This window comes from Microbacterium proteolyticum (assembly GCF_030818075.1).
GTDB lineage: Bacteria > Actinomycetota > Actinomycetes > Actinomycetales > Microbacteriaceae > Microbacterium > Microbacterium proteolyticum_A.
This window is the reverse complement of the sequence record NZ_JAUSZZ010000001.1, coordinates 2,410,836-2,431,752: the sequence shown is the minus strand read 5'-3', so window position 1 is coordinate 2,431,752 and position 20,917 is coordinate 2,410,836. Positions and strand designations below refer to the sequence as shown.

The 20,917-nt window shown below is 71.3% G+C and carries 17 protein-coding genes; all 17 read left to right on the top strand.

Annotation, left to right across the window (positions count from 1 at the left end):
• Window positions 1-53 precede the first annotated feature (53 nt).
• Entirely contained in the window at window positions 54-1,634 is a 1,581-nt protein-coding gene (locus QE392_RS11235; protein ID WP_307451709.1) for an MBL fold metallo-hydrolase, read from the top strand.
• A 258-nt stretch (window positions 1,635-1,892) separates the two neighbouring features.
• Window positions 1,893-2,522, top strand: coding sequence for a DUF1345 domain-containing protein (locus QE392_RS11230; RefSeq protein WP_307451708.1), 630 nt, complete (start codon window positions 1,893-1,895; stop codon window positions 2,520-2,522).
• Window positions 2,523-2,948: 426 nt separating this feature from the next.
• The gene (gene pyrR, locus QE392_RS11225; protein WP_307451707.1) at window positions 2,949-3,482 is read left to right on the top strand and encodes a bifunctional pyr operon transcriptional regulator/uracil phosphoribosyltransferase PyrR; all 534 of its coding nucleotides are present in this window, start codon (window positions 2,949-2,951) and stop codon (window positions 3,480-3,482) included.
• A gap of 10 nt (window positions 3,483-3,492) precedes the next feature.
• On the top strand, window positions 3,493-4,461 hold the full coding sequence (locus QE392_RS11220; RefSeq protein ID WP_307451706.1) for an aspartate carbamoyltransferase catalytic subunit: 969 nt from the start codon (window positions 3,493-3,495) through the stop codon (window positions 4,459-4,461).
• Window positions 4,458-5,780, top strand: coding sequence for a dihydroorotase (locus tag QE392_RS11215; RefSeq protein WP_307451704.1), 1,323 nt, complete (start codon window positions 4,458-4,460; stop codon window positions 5,778-5,780). Before QE392_RS11220 ends, QE392_RS11215 begins: the two co-directional genes overlap by 4 nt.
• Window positions 5,777-6,280 carry a PH-like domain-containing protein gene (locus QE392_RS11210; RefSeq protein ID WP_307451701.1) on the top strand — a complete coding sequence of 168 codons (504 nt, stop codon included), beginning with the start codon at window positions 5,777-5,779 and terminating at the stop codon, window positions 6,278-6,280. The genes QE392_RS11215 and QE392_RS11210 overlap by 4 nt, the downstream gene beginning before the upstream one ends.
• Window positions 6,277-7,434 carry a glutamine-hydrolyzing carbamoyl-phosphate synthase small subunit gene (gene carA / locus QE392_RS11205; RefSeq protein ID WP_307451698.1) on the top strand — a complete coding sequence of 386 codons (1,158 nt, stop codon included), beginning with the start codon at window positions 6,277-6,279 and terminating at the stop codon, window positions 7,432-7,434. Before QE392_RS11210 ends, carA begins: the two co-directional genes overlap by 4 nt.
• Window positions 7,427-10,714, top strand: a complete 3,288-nt coding sequence (carB, locus tag QE392_RS11200; protein ID WP_307451696.1) for a carbamoyl-phosphate synthase large subunit — start codon at window positions 7,427-7,429, stop codon at window positions 10,712-10,714. Before carA ends, carB begins: the two co-directional genes overlap by 8 nt.
• Window positions 10,711-11,571 carry an orotidine-5'-phosphate decarboxylase gene (gene pyrF / locus QE392_RS11195; protein WP_307451694.1) on the top strand — a complete coding sequence of 287 codons (861 nt, stop codon included), beginning with the start codon at window positions 10,711-10,713 and terminating at the stop codon, window positions 11,569-11,571. Before carB ends, pyrF begins: the two co-directional genes overlap by 4 nt.
• Window positions 11,564-12,469 carry a guanylate kinase gene (gene gmk, locus QE392_RS11190; protein WP_307451692.1) on the top strand — a complete coding sequence of 302 codons (906 nt, stop codon included), beginning with the start codon at window positions 11,564-11,566 and terminating at the stop codon, window positions 12,467-12,469. The genes pyrF and gmk overlap by 8 nt, the downstream gene beginning before the upstream one ends.
• Window positions 12,470-12,811: 342 nt before the next feature.
• The gene (gene rpoZ / locus QE392_RS11185) at window positions 12,812-13,066 is read left to right on the top strand and encodes a DNA-directed RNA polymerase subunit omega (RefSeq protein WP_055837405.1); all 255 of its coding nucleotides are present in this window, start codon (window positions 12,812-12,814) and stop codon (window positions 13,064-13,066) included.
• 121 nt (window positions 13,067-13,187) lie between these two features.
• The gene (gene metK, locus QE392_RS11180) at window positions 13,188-14,381 is read left to right on the top strand and encodes a methionine adenosyltransferase (RefSeq protein WP_307451689.1); all 1,194 of its coding nucleotides are present in this window, start codon (window positions 13,188-13,190) and stop codon (window positions 14,379-14,381) included.
• A gap of 114 nt (window positions 14,382-14,495) precedes the next feature.
• On the top strand, window positions 14,496-16,478 hold the full coding sequence (locus QE392_RS11175) for a primosomal protein N' (protein ID WP_307451687.1): 1,983 nt from the start codon (window positions 14,496-14,498) through the stop codon (window positions 16,476-16,478).
• A 46-nt stretch (window positions 16,479-16,524) separates the two neighbouring features.
• On the top strand, window positions 16,525-17,442 hold the full coding sequence (gene fmt / locus QE392_RS11170; protein ID WP_307451684.1) for a methionyl-tRNA formyltransferase: 918 nt from the start codon (window positions 16,525-16,527) through the stop codon (window positions 17,440-17,442).
• Complete coding sequence (locus tag QE392_RS11165; protein ID WP_307451682.1) at window positions 17,439-18,809, top strand: RsmB/NOP family class I SAM-dependent RNA methyltransferase; 1,371 nt, start codon at window positions 17,439-17,441, stop codon at window positions 18,807-18,809. Before fmt ends, QE392_RS11165 begins: the two co-directional genes overlap by 4 nt.
• Window positions 18,810-19,042: 233 nt before the next feature.
• Window positions 19,043-19,702, top strand: a complete 660-nt coding sequence (rpe, locus tag QE392_RS11160; RefSeq protein ID WP_307451679.1) for a ribulose-phosphate 3-epimerase — start codon at window positions 19,043-19,045, stop codon at window positions 19,700-19,702.
• Between the two features lie 924 nt (window positions 19,703-20,626).
• Complete coding sequence (locus tag QE392_RS11155; protein WP_043361677.1) at window positions 20,627-20,890, top strand: phosphoribosyl-ATP diphosphatase; 264 nt, start codon at window positions 20,627-20,629, stop codon at window positions 20,888-20,890.
• Window positions 20,891-20,917: the final 27 nt, after the last annotated feature.

Sequence of the window (20,917 nt, the reverse complement as noted above, 5' to 3'; positions counted from 1 at the left end):
CCCAGGCACCCCCGCGTAGACTCGTCAGGTTCCGTCCACGACACAGGAGCGACATGAGAATCACCGGCCTCGGCCACGCGGGCATGTTCATCGAGACGGCGGGCGGCAGCATCCTGTGCGACCCCGTGATCGGTCCGAGCTTCTTCGGCTCGTGGTTCCCGTTCCCCGACAATCGTCCGCTCGACTGGGAGCGCTTCGGTCAGGCGGACTTCCTCTACATCTCGCACCGTCACCGCGACCACTTCGACCCGGCACTGCTCGAGCGCTACGTGTCGAAAGACGTCAAGGTGCTCCTGCCCGAGTACCCCACCGACGACCTCGAGCAAGACCTGATCGCCCTCGGCTACACGAACCTCGTCCGCACCGAGGCGGGCGTGCCGCTGCAGTTCGACGACCTCAAGCTCATGGTGACGCCGCTGCGCGCGCCCTCCGACGGCCCCATCGGCGACTCGTCGCTCTCGGTCGACGACGGCACGGCATCCATCCTCAACCAGAACGACTCGCACCCCCTGGACCTGGAGAAGCTGTTCGACTTCGGCAAGCCCGACGCCTACTTCACTCAGGTCTCGGGTGCCATCTGGTGGCCCATGGTCTACGACCTGCCCCAGGATGCCAAGGAGAACTTCGCGCAGCTCAAGCGCGACGCGCAGAACAAGCGCGCGATGTATTACATCGACAAGGTGGATGCCGAGCACGTCTTCCCGATGGCCGGCCCGCCGATGTTCCTGCGCGACGCGCTGTTCCGCTACAACGGCACGGGCCTCGAGAACGACTCGATCTTCACAGACCAGCGCGAGTTCCTCGCGCACATGAAGGAGCAGCGCCCCGATCAGAAGGGCTACCTGTTCCTGCCGGGCACCCAGGTCGAGGTGCAGGGGTCCGACGTCACCGTGACGCAGACGCTCTACACCGACGACGAGATCGAGCGCGTCTTCGGGGACAAGTGGAACTACCTCGCCGAGCAGCGCGACAGCCGTCAGAGCGAGATTCACGCCGAGGAGGCCTCGCGCGCCGAGATCCTCCCGCCCGCGGAGATGCTCGCGGCGATCAAGGAGTGGTGGGAGCCGCTGCTGCGTCGCGCCCGCACCATCCGCAACGGCGTCGGGGGAGCGGTGCGCTTCCGCATCGGCGAGCTCGACCTCGTCGTCGACTTCCCCAAGGCGAAGGTGCGCGAGTACGCCGGCGAAGAGTGCATCTACTGGTACACGATCCCTGCCGACCTCGTGTCAACCAATATCCGCGACCACGAGATCGACTGGTCGAACTCGATCTTCCTGTCGATGCAGTTCGAGGTGGGCCGCTCGGGCAAGTTCAACGAGTTCCTCACGACCTTCCTCAAGTGCCTGTCGCGCGACCGCATCGAGTACGTCGAGAACTGGTACGCCGAGCAGTCCGACCAGACCGAGGATGCCGAGATCGACGGCTGGACCGTGCAGCGCCGCTGCCCGCACCTGCGCGCCGACCTCACCAAGACCGGCAAGATCGAGAACGGCGTGCTCACCTGCTCGCTGCACGACTGGAAGTGGGACCTCGCCTCGGGCCGCTGCCTGACGACCACCGGTCACCCGATCCGCTCGACGCCCAGCGGGGAGCGCGCCGCCGAGCGCGCGACCGCCGAGGTCGCCGCGGGCTGAGCTGCCGGCATCCGCCCCCCGCCATCGCGTCTCTGCGACGAACGGAGGATGAGGGGCGAGCGGAGGACGGATGCCGAGCGGCAGTCCTCCGCTCGCCGCTCGCCCTCCGCCGGTCACGCCCCCGCCCCTCGCCTCCGCCGGTCACGCCCCAGCCCGCGATGTGGGCGTCGGGTTCGACCAGCGCGTCCGCTGTCAAGCCCATTCGCCGCACGCGGCTCGGGCTGCGACGGTGCCCCCTCGCCAACCAGGGGAGCCGGCATGTCGCACATCACACGCAAGGCGGCGATCGCCGCGATCGTCGGGGTGCTCGTCGGGCTCATCCCCGTCCTCCTCGGCGCTCCCGAACTCGCACCCCTTCTCGGCTGGGCGGTCGCCGCCGGCGTCTTCCTGACGTGGGCCTGGACCGTGGCGTGGCCCGCCGACCCCGACAGGACGAGGCACCTGGCGACCCAGGAGGACCGGGCGCGCAGACTCGTCGACACGCTCATCATCGCCGTGACGTTCGTCGGCCTGATCGGGGTGGTGCTGGCTCTCATCCGCAGCCAGCAGAAGGATCCGATCGGCTCGGCCTGCGCCATTCTCGCGGTCGTCGGCGTGGTCGCATCCTGGGCGGTGGTCAACACCGTCTATGCGTTCAAGTACGCCCGCATGTACTACCTCGACGACTCTCACCGGTTCGACTTCGACCAGGAGGAGGACCCGTCGTACAGCGACTTCGCGTACGCCGCGTTCAACATCGGCATGGCGTACAGCTCGAGCAGCGTGACCCAGTCGTCCACGCCCTCGCGGCGGATCGCCTTCGGGCACGGCCTGCTGGCGTACTTCTACGGCACCTTCGTCGTCGCGGTGGCGATCAACCTCATCACGAGCCTCACGCAGTCCGGCTGACCCCGGGCCCGTGGGCCTGCGGGCTGGCGAGCCTGCGAGCCTGCGGGCCTGCGGGCCGGTGGGCCGGTGGGCCTGCGGGCCGGTGGGCCGGCGGGCCTGCGGGTCACACGATCCGCGCGAGATCACACGGCACGAGACGACCGGATGCCGTCATCTCGACCCGATCGTGTGATCTCGGCACGCAGCCCGGCGGGCCCCCGGCACCCGCCCCGGCGCACGCCACCCGCCCCGACGCACGCCACCCGCCCGACGCACGCCACCCGCCCGACGCACGCCATACGCCCGACGCACGCCGCTCGCCCCGGCGCACGCCTTACGCCCGACGCGCGCCAGGCGCCCGGCATCCGCCCGGCGCACCCGCTAAGCTTGTCCGCGAACCACAGCAACCTTTAACACCGTCCCGTGAGGCGGAGAAGGGAGCAGCGGATGAGTACGCGCACCGTCATGCACGATGCCGACATCGCCCGCGCTTTGACGCGCATCTCGCACGAGATCCTGGAGTCCAACAGAGGACCGGAAGGACTCGTCCTCCTCGGCATCCCGACCCGCGGGGTCACCCTCGCCGAACGCATCGCCTCACTCGTCAGCGAGTTCGGGGGAGCGGCCGTTCCGGTCGGCTCACTCGACGTGACGATGTACCGCGACGACCTGCACCGCAACCCCACGCGGGCACCCCGCAAGACCGAGATCCCCGCCGGCGGCATCGACGGCAAGGTCGTCGTGCTGGTCGACGACGTGCTGTTCTCCGGGCGCAGCATCCGGGCCGCCCTCGATGCCCTGCAGGACATCGGGCGCCCCGCCGCCGTGCGGCTCGCGACCCTCGTCGACCGGGGTCACCGCGAGCTGCCGATCCGCCCCGACTTCGTGGGCAAGAACCTTCCCAGCGCCCGCGACGAACGCGTGAACGTGCGCCTCGCCGAAACCGACGGCGCAGAGTCCGTCACGATCGAGGGGAGGTGACGATCGAGTCATGAGGCACCTTCTCGACACCCAGCACCTCTCGCGTGACGAGGCCCTGACGATCCTCGACGTCGCCGAAGACATGGCCGACACCCAGCGCCGCGAGGTCAAGAAGCTCCCGACGCTGCGCGGCAAGACCGTGGTCAACCTCTTCTTCGAAGACTCCACGCGCACGCGCATCTCCTTCGAGGCCGCGGCCAAGCGCCTGAGCGCCGACGTCATCAACTTCTCGGCGAAGGGCTCCAGCGTCAGCAAGGGCGAGTCGCTGCAGGACACCGCGCAGACGCTGCAGGCGATGGGGGCGGATGCCGTCGTCATCCGCCACGGCGCGTCCGGCGCTCCGCGCACCCTCGCCACCAGCGGCTGGATCACCGCGGGCGTCGTCAACGCCGGCGACGGCACGCACGAGCACCCCACGCAGGCGTTGCTCGACGCGTTCACGATCCGCAAGCGCTTGTTCGGCGACGACAGCCGCGGCCGCGACCTCAGCGGCATCCGGGTCACGATCGTCGGCGACGTGCTGCACTCGCGTGTCGCCCGCTCGAACGTGTGGCTGCTGAACACCCTCGGCGCGCACGTGACGCTCGTCGCCCCGCCGACCCTCGTTCCGCAGGACGTCAGCGGCTGGCCCGTCGAGATCGATTACGACCTCGATCACGCGATCGCCGCCGGACCCGACGCGCTCATGATGCTCCGCATCCAGCTCGAGCGCATGTCGGCCGCGTATTTCCCGACTGAACGGGAGTATTCGCGCCGCTACGGGCTCGATGCGCGACGCCTGGCGGCCCTTCCGACCGATAGCATTGTCATGCACCCCGGCCCCATGAACCGGGGTCTGGAGATCTCCGCCGAAGCCGCCGACTCGCCTCGTTCGACGGTGCTCGAACAGGTCACGAACGGCGTCTCCGTGCGAATGGCCGTGCTGTACCTGCTGCTGGCAGGGGAGCGGCCCGACACCGAGAAAGAGGACCTTCGATGAGCCACGCCACCCCCCAGACCCTTCTGGTCCGCGGCGCGCGCGTCGAGGGTCAGGATGCCACCGACCTCCTCGTTCGTGACGGCGTCATCGCCGAGACCGGCTCCGGACTCTCGCACGCCGGTGCGACGGTCGTCGACGCCGACGGGCTCATCGCCCTCCCGGGCCTGGTCGACCTGCACGTGCACCTGCGCGAGCCCGGGTTCGAGGCATCCGAGACCGTGCTCACCGGCTCCCGTGCCGCCGCGGCCGGCGGTTTCACCACGGTCTTCGCGATGCCGAACACCTCGCCCACCGCCGACACCGCGGGTGTCGTCGAGCAGGAGTACGCGCTCGGCGAGGCCGCCGGCTACGTGCACGTGCAGCCCATCGGCGCCGTCACGGTCGGGCAGAAGGGCGAGCGTCTCGCCGAGCTCGGCGCGATGGCCGACTCCCGCGCCCGCGTGCGCGTGTTCAGCGACGACGGCTTCTGCGTCTTCGACCCGCTCATCATGCGGCGGGCGCTGGAGTACGTGAAGGCGTTCGACGGCGTGATCGCCCAGCACGCGCAGGACCCGCGGCTCACCGAGGGTGCCCAGATGAACGAGGGTGCCGTATCGGCCGAGCTGGGCCTGACCGGCTGGCCCGCCGTCGCCGAGGAGTCGATCATCGCCCGCGACGTGCTGCTGGCCGAGCACGTGGGCTCGCGCCTGCATGTGTGCCACCTCAGCACCGCGGGCTCGGTCGACATCATCCGCTGGGCCAAGAAGCGCGGCGTGAACGTCACCGCCGAGGTGACCCCGCACCACCTGCTGCTGACCGACGAGCTCGTGCGCGACTACGACGCCCGCTACAAGGTCAACCCGCCCCTGCGCCGCGAAGAAGACGTGATGGCCGTGCGCGAGGGTCTGGCCGACGGCACGATCGACATCGTCGCCACCGACCACGCCCCCCACCCCGCCGAGGCGAAGGCCTGCGAGTGGTCGGCGGCGGCCAACGGCATGGTGGGGCTCGAGAGCGCGCTGCGCGTCGTGCACCACGCCATGGTCGAGACGGGTCTGCTGGACTGGTCCGACGTCGCCCGCGTGATGTCCGCGACCCCGGCGCGCATCGGTCGCCTGGACGGTCACGGCACGCCGGTCGCCGCGGGGCAGCCGGCCAGCTTCACGCTGTACGACCCCCGCCCGTCGCGGACCTTCGGCCTCGACGACCTGCGCGGCCGCAGCAAGAACTCGCCCTACCTCGGGCGGGAGCTGCCGGGCGAGGTGCGCTGGACCGTGCGCGCCGGCATCCCCACCGTCGTCGACGGTGCGGTGCTCGACGCCCCCGGAGTGCTCGCGTGACGCGCGAGGGCGCCCTGCTCGTCATGGCCGGAGTGGCCGTCGTGCTGTTGGCCCTGCTCGCGTGGGCCTGGGTGCGACGAACGCGGCGCGATGCGCGCTACACCGCCCCGGTGGGGGAGCTGCCCGATGACGCCGTCGAGACCGCGGTGTTCTCGGGGCTCTACGTCGCCACGACCCGGCACGACGAGCCGCTCGAACGCCTCGCCATCAGGGGCCTCGGCTTCCGCTCCCGCGTCGACGTCACCGTCACCACGGCCGGCGTCGCCCTCGACCTCCCGGGCCAGCCCCGCATCGCGCTCACCCGCGACCGCCTGGTGGATGCAGCCCAAGCCACCGTCGCGATCGACCGCGTGGTCGAGCGCGACGGCCTGGCGCGCGTCAGCTGGCGCATCGACGACGACACGGTCGTCGACACCTACCTCCGTCCTCAGGACGCCTCGGCGAAAGCCCTCGCCGACGCGATCCGCCCCCTCATCACCCCGACAGGAAGCGACGCATGACCGCCCTGATCACGACAGACCCCGCCGTCCTGGTCCTCGAAGACGGCACCCGCTACACGGGCCGCGCGTACGGCCAGCGCGGTGAGACCCTCGGCGAGGTCGTCTTCGCCACCGGCATGACCGGCTACCAGGAGACGATCACCGACCCCTCGTACGCCGGCCAGATCGTGCTGCAGACCGCCCCGCACATCGGCAACACCGGCGTGAACGACGAAGACCCCGAGTCCCGCCGCATCTGGGTCGCCGGCTACGTCGTGCGCGACCCCTCGCGCATGGTGTCGAACTGGCGTGCCAACCGCTCGCTCGACGACGCGCTCGTCGAAGACGGCATCGTCGGCATCTCCGGCATCGACACCCGCGCCGTCACCCGTCGCATCCGCTCCTCGGGGAGCATGCGCGGCGGCGTCTTCTCGGGCGAGCTCGCGAACCTGGATGCCGATGAGCAGCTGCGCCGCGTGCGCGAGGCGCCGGGCATGGCGGGTCGCAACCTCTCGGCCGAGGTCTCGGTCACCGAGGTCGAGGTCACCCCCGCCACCGCCGAGCGCATCGGCAACCTCGCCGTGCTCGACCTGGGCGTCAAGCAGTCCACGATCGACAACCTCGCCGCCCGCGGCTTCGACGTGCACGTGTTCCCGCAGTCGGCCACGATCGAGGAGATCCGCGCCATCGAGCCCGTCGCGGCGTTCTACTCGAACGGCCCCGGCGACCCGGCGGCATCCGACCAGCACGTCGAGCTGCTGCGCGCCGTGCTCGGCGACGGCCTGCCGTTCTTCGGCATCTGCTTCGGCAACCAGCTGCTGGGCCGCGCCCTCGGATTCGGCACCTACAAGCTGCCCTTCGGCCACCGCGGCATCAACCAGCCCGTGCTCGACAAGACCACCGGCCGCGTCGAGATCACCTCGCAGAACCACGGATTCGCCGTCGATGCGCCCCTCGACCAGGTGATCGACAGCCCGACCGGCTTCGGCCGCGTCGAGGTGAGCCACATCGGCCTCAACGACAACGTCGTGGAGGGCCTCCGCGCCCTCGACATCCCCGCGTTCAGCGTGCAGTACCACCCCGAGGCCGCTGCCGGACCCCACGACGCCAACTACCTGTTCGACCGCTTCCGCGACATGGTGCTCGCGACCCTGGAGACGAAGAAGAATGCCTAAGCGCGACGACATCCACTCCGTCCTCGTCATCGGCTCCGGCCCGATCGTCATCGGTCAGGCCTGCGAGTTCGACTACTCCGGCACCCAGGCGTGCCGCGTGCTCCGCGAAGAGGGGGTGCGCGTCATCCTCGTCAACTCCAACCCGGCGACGATCATGACCGACCCCGACTTCGCCGACGCGACGTACATCGAGCCCATCACCTCCGAGGTGATCGAGTCGATCATCGCGAAGGAGAAGCCGGATGCCATCCTCCCCACCCTCGGTGGACAAACGGCCCTGAACGCCGCGATCCAGCTGCACAAGCTCGGCATCCTCGAGAAGTACGACGTCGAGCTCATCGGCGCCGACTTCGAGGCGATCAACCGCGGTGAGGACCGCCAGATCTTCAAGCAGCTCGTGCTCGACGCGGGCGCCGACGTCGCGGACTCCGTCATCTGCCACACGATGGACGAGCTGCTCGCCGGAGCGGAGAAGCTCGGCTACCCGCTGGTCGTTCGCCCCTCGTTCACGATGGGTGGCCTCGGCTCGGGCTTCGCGTACGACGAGGCCGACCTCCGCCGCATCGGCGGCGCGGGCCTGCACGACTCTCCCACCACCGAGGTGCTGCTCGAGGAGTCGATCCTCGGGTGGAAGGAGTACGAGCTCGAGCTCATGCGCGACACCCACGACAACACCGTGGTGGTCTGCTCGATCGAGAACGTCGACCCCGTGGGCGTGCACACCGGCGACTCGATCACCGTCGCCCCGGCGCTCACGCTCACCGACCGCGAGTACCAGAAGATGCGCAACATCGGCATCGACATCATCCGCGCCGTCGGCGTCGACACCGGCGGCTGCAACATCCAGTTCGCCGTCGACCCCAAGACCGGGCGCATCATCGTCATCGAGATGAACCCGCGCGTCTCGCGCTCGTCGGCGCTGGCGTCGAAGGCGACGGGCTTCCCGATCGCCAAGATCGCCGCCAAGCTCGCCATCGGCTACCGCCTCGACGAGATCCCCAACGACATCACCAAGGTGACCCCGGCGAGCTTCGAGCCCACGCTCGATTACGTGGTGGTCAAGGTGCCGCGGTTCAACTTCGAGAAGTTCCCTGCCGCCGACACCACGCTCACCACCACCATGAAGTCGGTGGGCGAGGCCATGGCGATCGGCCGTAACTACACCACCGCCCTGCAGAAGGCGCTGCGCTCGCTCGAGAAGCGCGGCTCCAGCTTCCACTGGGGCGAGGAGTCGCGTTCGGTGGACGAGTTGCTCGAGATCGCGAAGACCCCGACCGACGGCCGCATCATCGTGCTGCAGCAGGCGCTGCGCCTGGGCGCCACGCCCGAGCAGGCGTTCGACGCGACGGCGATCGACCCGTGGTTCATCGACCAGATCGTGCTGATCAACGAGGTCGCCGATTTCATCGCGAAGGCCGCGGATCTGGACGAGGCCACTCTCCGTCTCGCCAAGGAGCACGGCTTCAGCGACGCGCAGATCGCTCAGCTCCGGGGCATTGACGAGGCCGACGTCCGCGGCATCCGCTACGCGCTCGACGTGCGCCCGGTCTACAAGACCGTCGACACCTGCGCGGGGGAGTTCCCGGCCCTGACGCCGTACCACTACTCCTCGTACGACGCCGAGACCGAGGTCACCCCCTCCGACCGCACGAAGGTCGTCATCATCGGCTCGGGCCCCAACCGCATCGGCCAGGGCGTCGAGTTCGACTACTCGTGCGTGCACGCCTCCTTCGCGCTGTCGGATGCCGGCTACGAGACGGTCATGGTCAACTGCAACCCCGAGACCGTGTCGACCGACTACGACACCTCCGACCGCCTGTACTTCGAGCCGCTGACGCTCGAGGACGTGCTCGAGGTGCTGCACGCCGAGAGCCAGTCCGGCAGCATCCTCGGCGTCGTCTGCCAGCTCGGCGGTCAGACGCCGCTGGGCCTGGCGAAGGGCATCGAGGCCGCGGGCTACACGATCCTCGGCACCAGCCCCGAGGCGATCGACCTCGCCGAAGAGCGCGAGCTGTTCTCGCGCCTGCTCGACGACGCCGGCCTCGTCGCTCCCCGCAACGGCACCGCGATCGACGTCGAGGGCGCCGTGCAGGTGGCCGAGGAGATCGGCTACCCGGTGCTCGTGCGCCCGAGCTTCGTGCTCGGCGGCCGCGGCATGGAGATCGTCTACTCGACCGAGGCACTGCGCGACTACTTCGTGCGCGTTGCCGACCAGGCCATCATCGGCCCCGGGCTCCCGCTGCTCGTCGACCGCTTCCTCGACGACGCCGTGGAGCTCGACGTCGATGCGCTCTTCGACGGCACCGACCTCTACATCGGCGGCGTCATGGAGCACCTCGAAGAGGCCGGCATCCACTCCGGCGACTCGTCCTGCACGCTTCCGCCCGTGTCGCTCGGCCGCACCGAGGTCGATCGCGTGCGCGAGGCCACCCTCGCGATCGCGAAGGGCGTCGGCGTCCGGGGCCTGCTGAACGTGCAGTTCGCGATCTCGGCGGGCGTGCTGTACGTCATCGAGGCGAACCCCCGCGCGAGCCGCACCGTACCGTTCGTGTCGAAGGCGCTCGGCATCCCGCTCGCCAAGGCCGCCAGCCGCATCATGGCCGGGAGCACCATCGCCGAGCTCATCGCCGAGGGACTGCTCCCCGAAAGCGACGGCTCGCGTGTGCCGCTCGACGCCCCCGTCGCGGTCAAAGAGGCCGTGCTGCCGTTCAAGCGCTTCCGCACCGCCGACGGCCACACCGTCGACAGCGTGCTCGGCCCCGAGATGCGTTCCACCGGCGAGGTCATGGGCATCGACCGCGACTTCCCCACCGCGTTCGCGAAGTCGCAGGAGGCCGCGTACGGCGGCATGCCGACCTCGGGCACGGTGTTCATCTCCGTCGCCGACGCCGACAAGCGCGCGGTCATCCTGCCCGCCCACCGGTTGCAGGAGCTCGGGTTCGAGCTCATGGCGACCGAGGGCACGGCCGAGATCCTCGCCCGCAACGGCATCCGGGTCCAGGTCGTCGAGAAGTACTCCGAGACGCAAGGGTCGGGGCAGCAGAACGTGGTCGACCTCATCAACGCCGGCAAGATCGACATGATCGTCAACACGCCCTCGGGCGGCACCGCCCGCGCCGACGGCTACGAGATCCGCGCCGCGGCCGTGGCCGGCGACAAGGCACTGTTCACGACGATGGCCGTGCTCGGTGCCGCGGTGAGCGCGCTCGGTGCGATGAAGGACGGCTTCGGCGTGCGCAGCCTGCAGGAGTACGCCGTCGATCGCGCGGGCCGTTTGTGAGCGAGACGTTCGGCCAGCGCCTCAGCGCCGCCCTCGACGCCCACGGCGCCCTGTGCGTCGGCATCGACCCCCACGCCGCCCTGCTGTCGGCGTGGGGGCTGGATGCCACGGCCGACGGCGCGCGCGAATTCGGCCTGCGGACGGTCGAGGCCGCCGCAGGCCGGGTCGGGATCGTGAAGCCGCAGGTGGCGTTCTACGAGCGGTACGGCTCTCGCGGGTTCGCCGCGCTCGAGGAGGTGATGGCGGCCGCTCGCGCCGCCGGTCTTCTGGTGATCGCCGACGCCAAGCGCGGCGACATCGGCACGACCATGGAGGGCTACGCTCAGGCCTGGCTCGCACCCGGTTCGCCCCTCGAAGCGGATGCCGTGACCCTCACGCCCTACCTCGGTGCCGACTCGCTGCGCGACACGCTGTCGTTCGCGGTGCAGCACGGCAAGGGCGCGTTCGTGCTGACCGCGACGAGCAACCCCGAAGCACGCGCGCTGCAGAGCGCCATCGTCGACGACGCCCTCGCGGTCGGTGATCACGAGCACGTCGCCGCGCGCGTCGCGCACGACATCAACGAGGCGAACATCGGCGCGCCCGGGGCCCTCGGGCCCATCGGCGTGGTGGTCGGCGCGACCGTGGACCGCGCCGCCTTCGGGCTCGGCGACGTCGCTCTCGCCGGCATGCCGATCCTCGCCCCGGGCTTCGGGGCGCAAGGCGCCGAGCCCTCCGACATCGGGCGGCTGTTCGGGTACGTCGCGAAGGCCGTCGTGGCCAATGAGAGCCGCAGCATCCTCGCCGTCGGGCCCGCGCGTCTGGCTGCCCGCATCGACGAGCGCGCAGCCCTGTACCGGGAGACTCTGCATGGTTGACACCCGTCGCCCGCCCGAGGTCGACCGTGCCGCCGCCTCGCGCCGCGCCGTCGAGGCGCGTCGCGAGCGTGCAGCGCTCAAGCGCGACGTGTCCTCGCGCGTGATCTCGCCGCAGGAGCTGCTGCGCCGCGGACTCGCCGACCCGCTCTCCGCGGCGGGAGCCATGCGCGTGACCGAGTTCCTCACCGCGATCCCCGCGATCGGCGAGAGCAAGCGCGACCGCATCCTCGTCTCGCTCGGCATCTCTCCGGTCAAGCGCCTGGGCGGTCTCGGCACGCGCCAGCGCGACGCGCTGCGGGCGTTCCTCGACAGTCGCTGGCCCGAACCGGCGCCCCGTGACGGGCGCAGCCGGTTGATCGTGCTCGCCGGTCCCACGGCCGTCGGCAAAGGCACGGTGGCCGCGCACATCAAGGAGAACTACCCGCAGATCCACCTCTCGGTCTCCGCGACCACGCGCCGCCCGCGCCCCGGCGAGGTCGAGGGTGAGCACTACTACTTCGTCGACAACGCCGAGTTCGACCGGATGGTCGCCGCGGGGGAGCTGCTGGAGTGGGCCGTCGTGCACAATCAGAACCGGTACGGCACACCCCGCGAGCCGATCGAGCGCGTGCTGGCCGCGGGCGGTACCGTCCTGCTCGAGATCGATCTGCAGGGAGCACGTCAAGTGCGGGCCGCCGACCCGTCCGCGACCCTTGTCTTCCTGCTGCCGCCGAGCTGGGACGAACTCGTCCAGCGCCTCGTCGGACGCGGGACGGAGGATGCCGAGGAACGCGCCCGGCGCCTGCGCACCGCCCGCGTCGAGCTCGCTGCGCAGAACGAGTTCGACTACCGCGTCGTGAACGACGAGGTCTCGCACGCCGCGGCCGAGGTCGTGGCCCTGGCGGCCGCGCAGCGCTGACGCCGTCCCCGCGCTGGTCGGTTCGGGCGGGTCCCCGTCCGGACCGACCCCGGCGCGTGTTCGGGGCGCATCCCGTGCTGCAGGCCTGGTTCGGGGCGGATTCCCGTCCTGGAGGCCAGGTTCGGAGCGCGAAACCTGCACCGGGGCGGGTATCGCACGCCCCGGTGCACACAACGCGCCCCGAACCCACCCAGCCGCCCGACCCCGGTCCCCGCACACGGCCGCGCCACACCGGGCGACAGACGTCTCCGCACACGCCGTGGCGGCGTCGGCTAGAATCAGAGGATGCTTCGGCGCTCCCGGCGCCGCATCCACCCCATCCGCCGAACCAGGAGGTTCCCCATGGCCGGACGTGACAAGGGCATCATCGACCCGCCCATCGACGCTCTGCTCGACAAGGTCGACTCGAAGTACCAGCTCGTGATCTACGCGTCGAAGCGCGCGCGTCAGATCAACGACTACTACTCCGACCTGCACGAGGGAAACCTCTTCGACAACGTGGGGCCGCTGGTCGACTCCACCGTCGAAGACAAGCCCCTCACGATCGCGCTGCACGAGATCCACGAAGACAAGCTGCGCCTGCGCGCCGCGGAGTAACCCGCGATCCTGTCCTTCACACGCGTGATCTGTTCACCGATGTGACGATGCCCCGGGCGGCTCGCCGCCGTCCGGGGCATACTTGTGCCCGTTCCCTGTACGCCAGCATCCCGGAGCCGTCTTGAGCGATCTGCGCCTGTTCACGTCCGAGTCCGTCACCGAAGGACACCCCGACAAGATCTGCGACCAGATCTCCGACAGCATCCTGGACGCCATCCTCACGGATGACCCCACAGGACGCGTCGCGGTCGAGACCCTCGTCACCACGGGACTCGTCCACGTGGCCGGGGAGGTGTCGACGAGCGCCTACGTCGAGATCCCCGCGATCGTGCGCGATGTGGTCAACCGCATCGGCTACACCTCCAGTGAGACCGGTTTCGACGGCGAGTCCTGCGGCGTGTCGGTGTCGATCGGTGCGCAGTCCTCCGACATCGCCGCCGGTGTCAACAAGGCCTTCGAACAGCGCGAGCGCGGGTCCGTCGACCCGCACGACCTGCAGGGTGCGGGCGACCAGGGCATCATGTTCGGTTTCGCCACCAACGAGACGCCGCAGCTCATGCCCATGGCGATCTGGACGGCTCACCGCATCGCCGAGCGCCTGGCCTCCGTGCGCCGCGACGGCACGCTGCCGTTCCTGCGCCCCGACGGCAAGACGCAGGTCACCCTCGGCTACGAGGGTTTCACGCCGCGCACCGTCGACTCCGTCGTCCTGTCGACGCAGCATCACCCCGACATCTCGCAGGAAGACCTGCGCGCGCAGGTGCAGGCCGAGGTCATCGATCCCGTCCTCGCCGAGACCGGCCTCGAGCTGCCCGGAGTGAAGTACTACATCAACCCCGCCGGCCCCTTCGTCATCGGCGGCCCCAAGGGCGACGCCGGCCTGACCGGCCGCAAGATCATCATCGACACCTACGGCGGGGCTTCTCGGCACGGCGGCGGTGCGTTCAGCGGCAAAGACCCCTCCAAGGTCGACCGCTCCGCCGCCTATGCCATGCGCTGGGTCGCCAAGAACGCCGTCGCCGCGGGGCTGGCCGACCGCCTCGAGGTGCAGGTGGCCTACGCCATCGGCAAGGCGAACCCCGTGGGCCTGTACGTCGAGTCGTTCGGCACCGCTCACGTCGCCGACGAGGTCATCGTCCGCGCCATCCGCGACGTCTTCGATCTGCGCCCGGCCGCGATCGTCGAGCAGCTCGACCTGCTGCGCCCCATCTACGCGCAGACGGCGACGTACGGCCACTTCGGCCGCGAACTGCCCGACTTCACGTGGGAGCGCACCGACCGCGTCGACGAGCTGCGCACGGCCGCCGGACTCTGACGGTGGGGGAGGCGCCGCGCGGGGCGTCACGACCCGCGCGCTCTTCCGGCGCGCGTCGGAGCTGGTCGGCCGAGCGTCGCCCGCGTCGGGACGCACCGGCGGGAACGACCCGCGATGAGTGAACGCCGCGTTGCTCGGGTGCAGCTCGAATCGCCCGTACCGCAGCTGGATCGCCTGTTCGACTACGCCGTCCCGCACCCGCTGGTCGCCGAGATCGGCCCGGGGGTGCGGGTGAAGGTGCCGCTGCGCTCGGCCGGTCGAATGATGGATGCCTTCGTGGTCGACGTGGTCGCCGACGACGGCTCCGAGCGACCGCTGTCGTCGGTCGAGGCGGTGGTGTCGCCCATGCCGGTGCTGCCCGAACGGCTGTACACGCTCGCGCGGAGGGTCGCTGATCGTGCCGCCGGCTCGGTGAGCGATGTGCTGCGCCTCGCCGTCCCCAAGCGCATGGTGCGGGCGGAGAAGGCGTGGGCCGCCGCATCCCCGCCCGAGACGCCCGTGGTGGTGCCCGCCTCCCTCGAGCGCACCGCACAGCTCCTCGCGGCCTATCCGGGGCTGACGGCCGCACTCGATGCGGGGGAGCGCCTCGCCGTAGACGCCCCACCGCGTCCGCTCCCCGACCTCCCCCGCGGAGCATGGGCCGACCTTCTCACCGCCGCCGCCGTGCACACCCTGGCGCGCGGGCGCAGCGCGATCCTCGTCGTTCCCGACTACCGCGACCAGGCCCAGGTGCTGGCAGCGCTCGGCGAGCTGGTGAGCCCCGATGCCGTCGTGCGCGACGACGCCGATCAGTCCGGCCCGGCACGCTACGGGCAGTACCTCCGCACCCTCGCGCCCGTTCCGTGCATCGTCGTGGGCCGCCGCTCGGCGGTGTACGCGCCGGCGCACGACACAGGGCTGGTGGCGATCTGGGACGACGGCGACTCACTGCTGTCCGAGCCGCTCGCGCCGGGCGTCCACGCCCGCGACGCCGCGCTCGTGCGACAGGAGCTGGAGCACTCGGCCCTGATGTTCGCGGGCCACACCCGCAGCACGGACGTGCAGCGTCTCGTCGACGTGGGCTACGTGCGCGACATCCCGCAGGCACGTCGCGCCAGTCCCCGCGTGGTGCTCAGCGCGACCCGCGAGGGCGAGCAGCGACAGTCCCGGGTGCCCTCGTCGGCGTTCGCCGCCGCTCGCGAGGCGCTGCAGAGCGGCCCGGTGCTCGTGCAGGTGGCCCGGCCGGGCTACGCGCCCTCGCTCGTGTGCGCCGACTGCCGCCGCCCCGCGCGGTGCCCGCACTGTGCGGGCCCGCTCCGCGCGGCCCGTCCCGGTGCCACGCCCGTGTGCGCCTGGTGCGGGCGCAGCGCTCACGCCTGGGCCTGCGGGCACTGCGGCTCCACCAAGCTGCGCATGGCGTCATCCGGCAGCGAACGCACCGCCGACGAGTTGGGCCGCGCGTTTCCGAACACGCGTGTCATCGTCGCCGACGGCGCGCACCCGGTCGCCGAGGTGGATGCCACGCCCGCCCTGGTGATCGCGACGCGCGGCGCGGAACCGCTCGCGCGCGGCGGCTACCGCGCCGTCATCCTGCTCGACGGCGACCGGATGCTGCAGAACGAGGCCCTCCGCATCGGCGAGCACTGCCTGCGGTGGTGGTCGAACGCCGCGGCCCTGGCCGCGCCGGGGGCCCCCGTGCACCTGGTGGGCGTCGCCGGCCCCGTGGCTCGGGCGTTGGCGACGTGGACGCAGCCGGCCTATGCCCGCGCCGAGCTCGCCGACCGCGGGCCGCTACGGATGCCCCCCGCGGTTCGCGTGGCATCCATCGACGGGCATGCCCGGAGCGTCGATACGCTGCTCGCCTCGCTCCGCGAGAACGTCCCCGATCTCGATGCACTCGCCGTCCTCGGACCGGTCGACACGTCGGAGTCGCCCGACGTCGCGACCTCGCGCGCGCTGGTCCGCTTCGACTACGCGCACGGACGAGCGGTGGCCGAGGCCCTCCGGGCGGGTGTCATCGCCGATGCCCTGCGGGCTCGCAGGCCGCGCAAAGATCGCGGGCCCAAGCCGCGCAGTACGCTCAGAGTTCGCCTCGACATCCCCGAGCCCGATCTTTGAGCGCGGCCCGCACCCGACACCCGCTTCCTTCCGCCTGAGGAGAACCATGCGCCTCGTCTTCGCCGGCACGCCCGCCGTCGCCGTCCCGTCACTGCGCGCCCTCGCGTCCTCACCGCACGACATCGTCGCGGTGATCACCCGATCCGACGCCCCCCTCGGGCGCAAGCGCGTGCTCACGCCCTCGCCGGTCGCGCAGGCCGCCGACGAGCTCGGCATCCCGGTGATCAAAGCCGACCGCCTCGACTCCGATGTCACCGCGCGCATCGCGGCCCTCGAGCCCGAGCTCGGCGTGATCGTGGCCTACGGCGGTCTCGTGCGCGAGCCCCTGCTGTCGACCCCGAGCCACGGCTGGATCAACCTGCACTTCTCCCTTCTTCCCCGCTGGCGCGGCGCCGCGCCCGTGCAGCGCGCGCTCATCGCGGGCGACGCGGTGACCGGCGCCAGCGTATTCCAGCTCGTGGCGGCCCTCGACGCGGGAGACGTGTTCGCCGACGAGCGCTACGACGTGCCGGTCGGCGCCACGTCCGCCGAGGTGCTCGACGACCTGGCCGAGATCGGCGCGCCGCTGTTGGCGCGGGTGGTCGACGGCATCGCCGACGGAACGGCCATCGCCACCCCGCAACAGGGCGAACCCACGCTCGCCCCCAAGCTCACGCTCGACGACGGCGCCCTCGATTTCGAGCAGGATGCCGAGACCCTCCTGCACCGCATCGCCGGGGTGACGCCCGAACCCGGCGCGCACACCACGCTCGACGGCGCGCGCTTCAAGGTGCTCCGCGCCGCGCCCGCCGACGCCCCGACGGTCGCGCCCGGGCACGTCGTGGCATCCGGGAAAGACGTGGTCGTCGGCACGGGATCGGTTCCGCTGCGCCTGGTGACCGTGCAGCCGGCCGGCAAGGGAGCCATGGCCGCCGGCGACTGGTTCCGCGGCCTGCGCACGAGCGACCCGGTGCTCGGCCGATGAGCGTTCAGGGAGCGCGCGCCGTCGCGTACGACGTGCTGCGGGCCGTCTCGGCCGACGAGGCCTACGCCAACCTCCTGCTGCCGCACGCGATCGTCCGGGCGAAGCTGGATGCCAAGGACGCCGGGCTCGCGACCGAGCTGACGTACGGCACCCTCCGCCGCCGCGGCACGTACGATGCGATCATCGCCGCCGCAGCCGACCGGACGGTCGACCGCATCGACCCGGCCGTGCTCGACGCCCTCCGCCTGGGCGTGCATCAGCTGCTGTCGACGCGCGTGGCCTCGCACGCCGCGGTGAACGAGTCGGTCGAGCTGGCGCGGCGGAACGGCGGCGGCAGGGGAGCGGCCGGCTTCGCCAACGCCGTCCTGCGCCGCGTCTCGCGTGAGAACCCGGGTGCCTGGATGCAGCGCGTCGCCGCCGCTGCGCGCAGCGACGACGAACGCATCGGGGTCACCACCTCGCATCCGGTCTGGATCGTCCGTGCGCTTCGTCGAGCTCTCACCGCCGAGGGGCGGGCCGACGAGCTCGTCGGGCTGCTCGAGGCCGACAACGTCGCCCCGCGCGTGGCCATGATCGCGCTGCCCGGCCTCGCCGAGGTGCCCGTCGACGCCACGACCACCCCGTACTCGCCGCTGGCCTTCAACACCCGCGGGGGAGACCCCGAGGGCCTCATCCGCGCCTCCGAGGGTCGCATCCGCGTGCAGGACGAGGGCTCTCAGCTGGCCGCCCTCGCCCTCAGCCGCGCGCTCCCGGTGCGCGAGGGCGAACGCTGGCTCGACCTGTGCGCCGGCCCGGGCGGGAAGACCGCGCTGCTGGCGGCCGAGGCTCTCGCGCACGGCGCGCGACTGGACGCCAACGAGATCGCGCCGGCGCGCGCGGGGCTCGTGCGTCAGGCCGTGGAATCCGTTCCCCTCGAGGTCCAGGTGAGCGAGGAGGACGGGCGCGAGCGCGCGGCCCGGATGCCGGGGGAGTACGACCGCATCCTCGTCGACGCGCCGTGTACCGGTATCGGGGCGCTGCGCCGCCGGCCCGAGGCGCGCTGGCGCAAGACGCCCGCCGACGTGCCCGACCTCACCGCGCTGCAGCAGGAGTTGGTGCTGGCGGCGTTCGAGGCGCTCAAGCCGGGCGGTGTCGTGGCGTACGTCACATGCTCGCCGCATCTGGCCGAGACGTCCGGGGTGCTGGCCGAGGTCAAGCGCGAGCTCGGCAATGCCGTCGAGGAGCTCGACGCGCGCGCGGTGGTGCGCTCCGTCGCCGTCGAAGAGATCGACCTGCCCGACCAGGCCGACGGCTCGCTGCGCGCGCAGCTCTGGCCGCACCGCCACGGCACCGACGCGATGTCGATCGCACTCCTGCGCAAGCGCTGATCGCCACCCGCTCGGCGCGCCGCCGTGCGGGCCGACGCCGGTTCGTCCGCGTCGCCCCGCTCGGCACGCCGCTGCGCGGGCCGACGCCGGTTCGTCCGCGTCGCGCCGTCTTCCCGGTGAGGGTCCAGACACGCCAGATCCGTCGGGCGCGAACGGAGCGTCCCGCGCCCGGAACGCGGTGAGGAGCGCGGCGCGCACCGAGGGGGACGGTCGTGCGTGCCCATAATGGTCGAGTGCCCCGCATCAACCCGAGCATCCTCGCCGCCGACTTCGTGAACATGGAGGCCGAGCTCGCCCGCATCGCGGGAGCCGACTTCGTGCACGTCGACGTGATGGACAACCATTTCGTCCCGAACCTCACCTTCGGCCCGCAGATGGTCGCCCGGATCCAGGAGACCAGCCCGGTCCCGCTCGACGTGCACCTGATGATCGACGACCCCGACCGCTGGGCCCCGGCGTACGCCGAGCTCGGCGCGGCATCCGTCACCTTCCACCTCGAGGCCGCGGCATCCCCGGTGGCACTCGCCCGTCAGCTGCGCGCCATCGGTGCGCGGGCCGGCGTCGCGGTCAAGCCCGGCACCCCGGTCGAGAACCTCTTCGACTCCCTCAACGAGTTCGACCAGATCCTGGTGATGACCGTCGAGCCCGGTTTCGGCGGTCAGTCGTTCATGCCCGAGACCATGCCCAAGCTCCGCGCCCTCGCCGACGAGGCGAAACGGCGCGGTTCGAGCGTCTGGCTGCAGGTCGACGGCGGCATCGGCGAGTCCACGATCGCACAGGCCGCCGAAGCCGGGGCCGACACCTTCGTCGCCGGATCCGCGGTCTTCGGCGCCGACGATCCCGACCGGGCGATCCAGTCGCTCCGCGCCTCCGCCGCCCGTCACCGCCACTGAGCCGCCCCGCACCGCCGCCCTCCTGACCGCCCGTCACCGCCCCGGAGCCGCGCCGCCGCGTCGCCGGGGCCGCCCCCGCCCACCCCGCCGCGTCACCGGAGCCCACCCCGCCACGTCACCCACGCATAAACACAATCCCTGCGCAAAAACACGCCCTCACCGTGTTTCCGCGCACGAACAGTGTTTACGCGTGCCCCGCCAATGGCATCCGGACGCCACCCGCTCCGGCACGCGCCCGCCCCCGGCGCCGCACGCCCACGCGACCCCACCAACGGCCCCGCGACAGCCCCGACCCCGCCACCACGCCGCATCACCCACGCATAAACACAATCCCTGCGCAAAAACACACCCTCACCGTGTTTCCGCGCACAGACAGTGTTTATGCGTGCCCCGCGACCGGCATCCGGACACCACCCGCCCCGGCGCGCCCGACCCTCGCCCGACACCCCCGCGCACCCGGCCCCTGGCCCCTGGCCCCGGCCACGGCCGCCGGCCCCCGCGACAGCCCCGACCCCGCCATCCCGCCGCATCACCCACGCATAAACACAATCCCTGCGCAAAAACACGCCCTCACCGTGTTTCCGCGCACGAACAGTGTTTACCCGCGCCCCGCGACCGGCATCCGAACGCCACCCGCCCCAGCGCGCCCGCCCCAGGCCCCGACACCCCGCGCAACCCCACCCACGGCCCCCGCGACGAAACCCACCCCGCCATCCCGCCGCGTCACCCACGCATAAACACAATCCCTGCGCAAAAACACGCCCTCACCGTGTTTCCGCGCACGAACAGTGTTTACCCGCGCCCCGCGACCGGCATCAGGACGCCACCCACTCCAGCGCGCCCGCCCCCGGCCCCACACCCCCGCGCGACCCCACCCACACCCTCGCGACAGCCCCACCCCCGCCGACCCGATACCCTGGAACTGTGAAGACCTTCGACGACCTGTTCGCGGAACTCAGCGCCAAGGCCGTCGAGCGACCCGAGGGGTCCGGCACCGTCGCGCAGCTCGATGCGGGCGTGCACGCGATCGGCAAGAAGATCGTCGAAGAGGCCGCCGAGGTGTGGATGGCCGCCGAGTACGAGTCCGACGCCGCCGCCGCCGAGGAGATCTCGCAGCTGCTGTACCACCTGCAGACGCTCATGCTCGCGAAGGGCCTGACGCTCGAAGACGTCTACCGACATCTCTGAGCCCGCGCCCCGCCCCGCTCCCTCCAA

What these genes read in the sequence shown, in the direction of transcription:
- QE392_RS11235 (WP_307451709.1), top strand. Translation starts at nt 54, where the DNA reads ATGAGAATCACCGGCCTCGGCCACGCGGGCATGTTCATCGAGACGGCG.
- rpoZ (WP_055837405.1), top strand. Translation starts at nt 12,812, where the DNA reads ATGGCCGGACGTGACAAGGGCATCATCGACCCGCCCATCGACGCTCTG.
- QE392_RS11165 (WP_307451682.1), top strand. Translation starts at nt 17,439, where the DNA reads ATGAGCGTTCAGGGAGCGCGCGCCGTCGCGTACGACGTGCTGCGGGCC.
- gmk (WP_307451692.1), top strand. Translation starts at nt 11,564, where the DNA reads ATGGTTGACACCCGTCGCCCGCCCGAGGTCGACCGTGCCGCCGCCTCG.
- QE392_RS11215 (WP_307451704.1), top strand. Translation starts at nt 4,458, where the DNA reads ATGAGCCACGCCACCCCCCAGACCCTTCTGGTCCGCGGCGCGCGCGTC.
- QE392_RS11230 (WP_307451708.1), top strand. Translation starts at nt 1,893, where the DNA reads ATGTCGCACATCACACGCAAGGCGGCGATCGCCGCGATCGTCGGGGTG.
- carB (WP_307451696.1), top strand. Translation starts at nt 7,427, where the DNA reads ATGCCTAAGCGCGACGACATCCACTCCGTCCTCGTCATCGGCTCCGGC.
- QE392_RS11220 (WP_307451706.1), top strand. Translation starts at nt 3,493, where the DNA reads ATGAGGCACCTTCTCGACACCCAGCACCTCTCGCGTGACGAGGCCCTG.
- fmt (WP_307451684.1), top strand. Translation starts at nt 16,525, where the DNA reads ATGCGCCTCGTCTTCGCCGGCACGCCCGCCGTCGCCGTCCCGTCACTG.
- carA (WP_307451698.1), top strand. Translation starts at nt 6,277, where the DNA reads ATGACCGCCCTGATCACGACAGACCCCGCCGTCCTGGTCCTCGAAGAC.
- QE392_RS11175 (WP_307451687.1), top strand. Translation starts at nt 14,496, where the DNA reads ATGAGTGAACGCCGCGTTGCTCGGGTGCAGCTCGAATCGCCCGTACCG.
- pyrR (WP_307451707.1), top strand. Translation starts at nt 2,949, where the DNA reads ATGAGTACGCGCACCGTCATGCACGATGCCGACATCGCCCGCGCTTTG.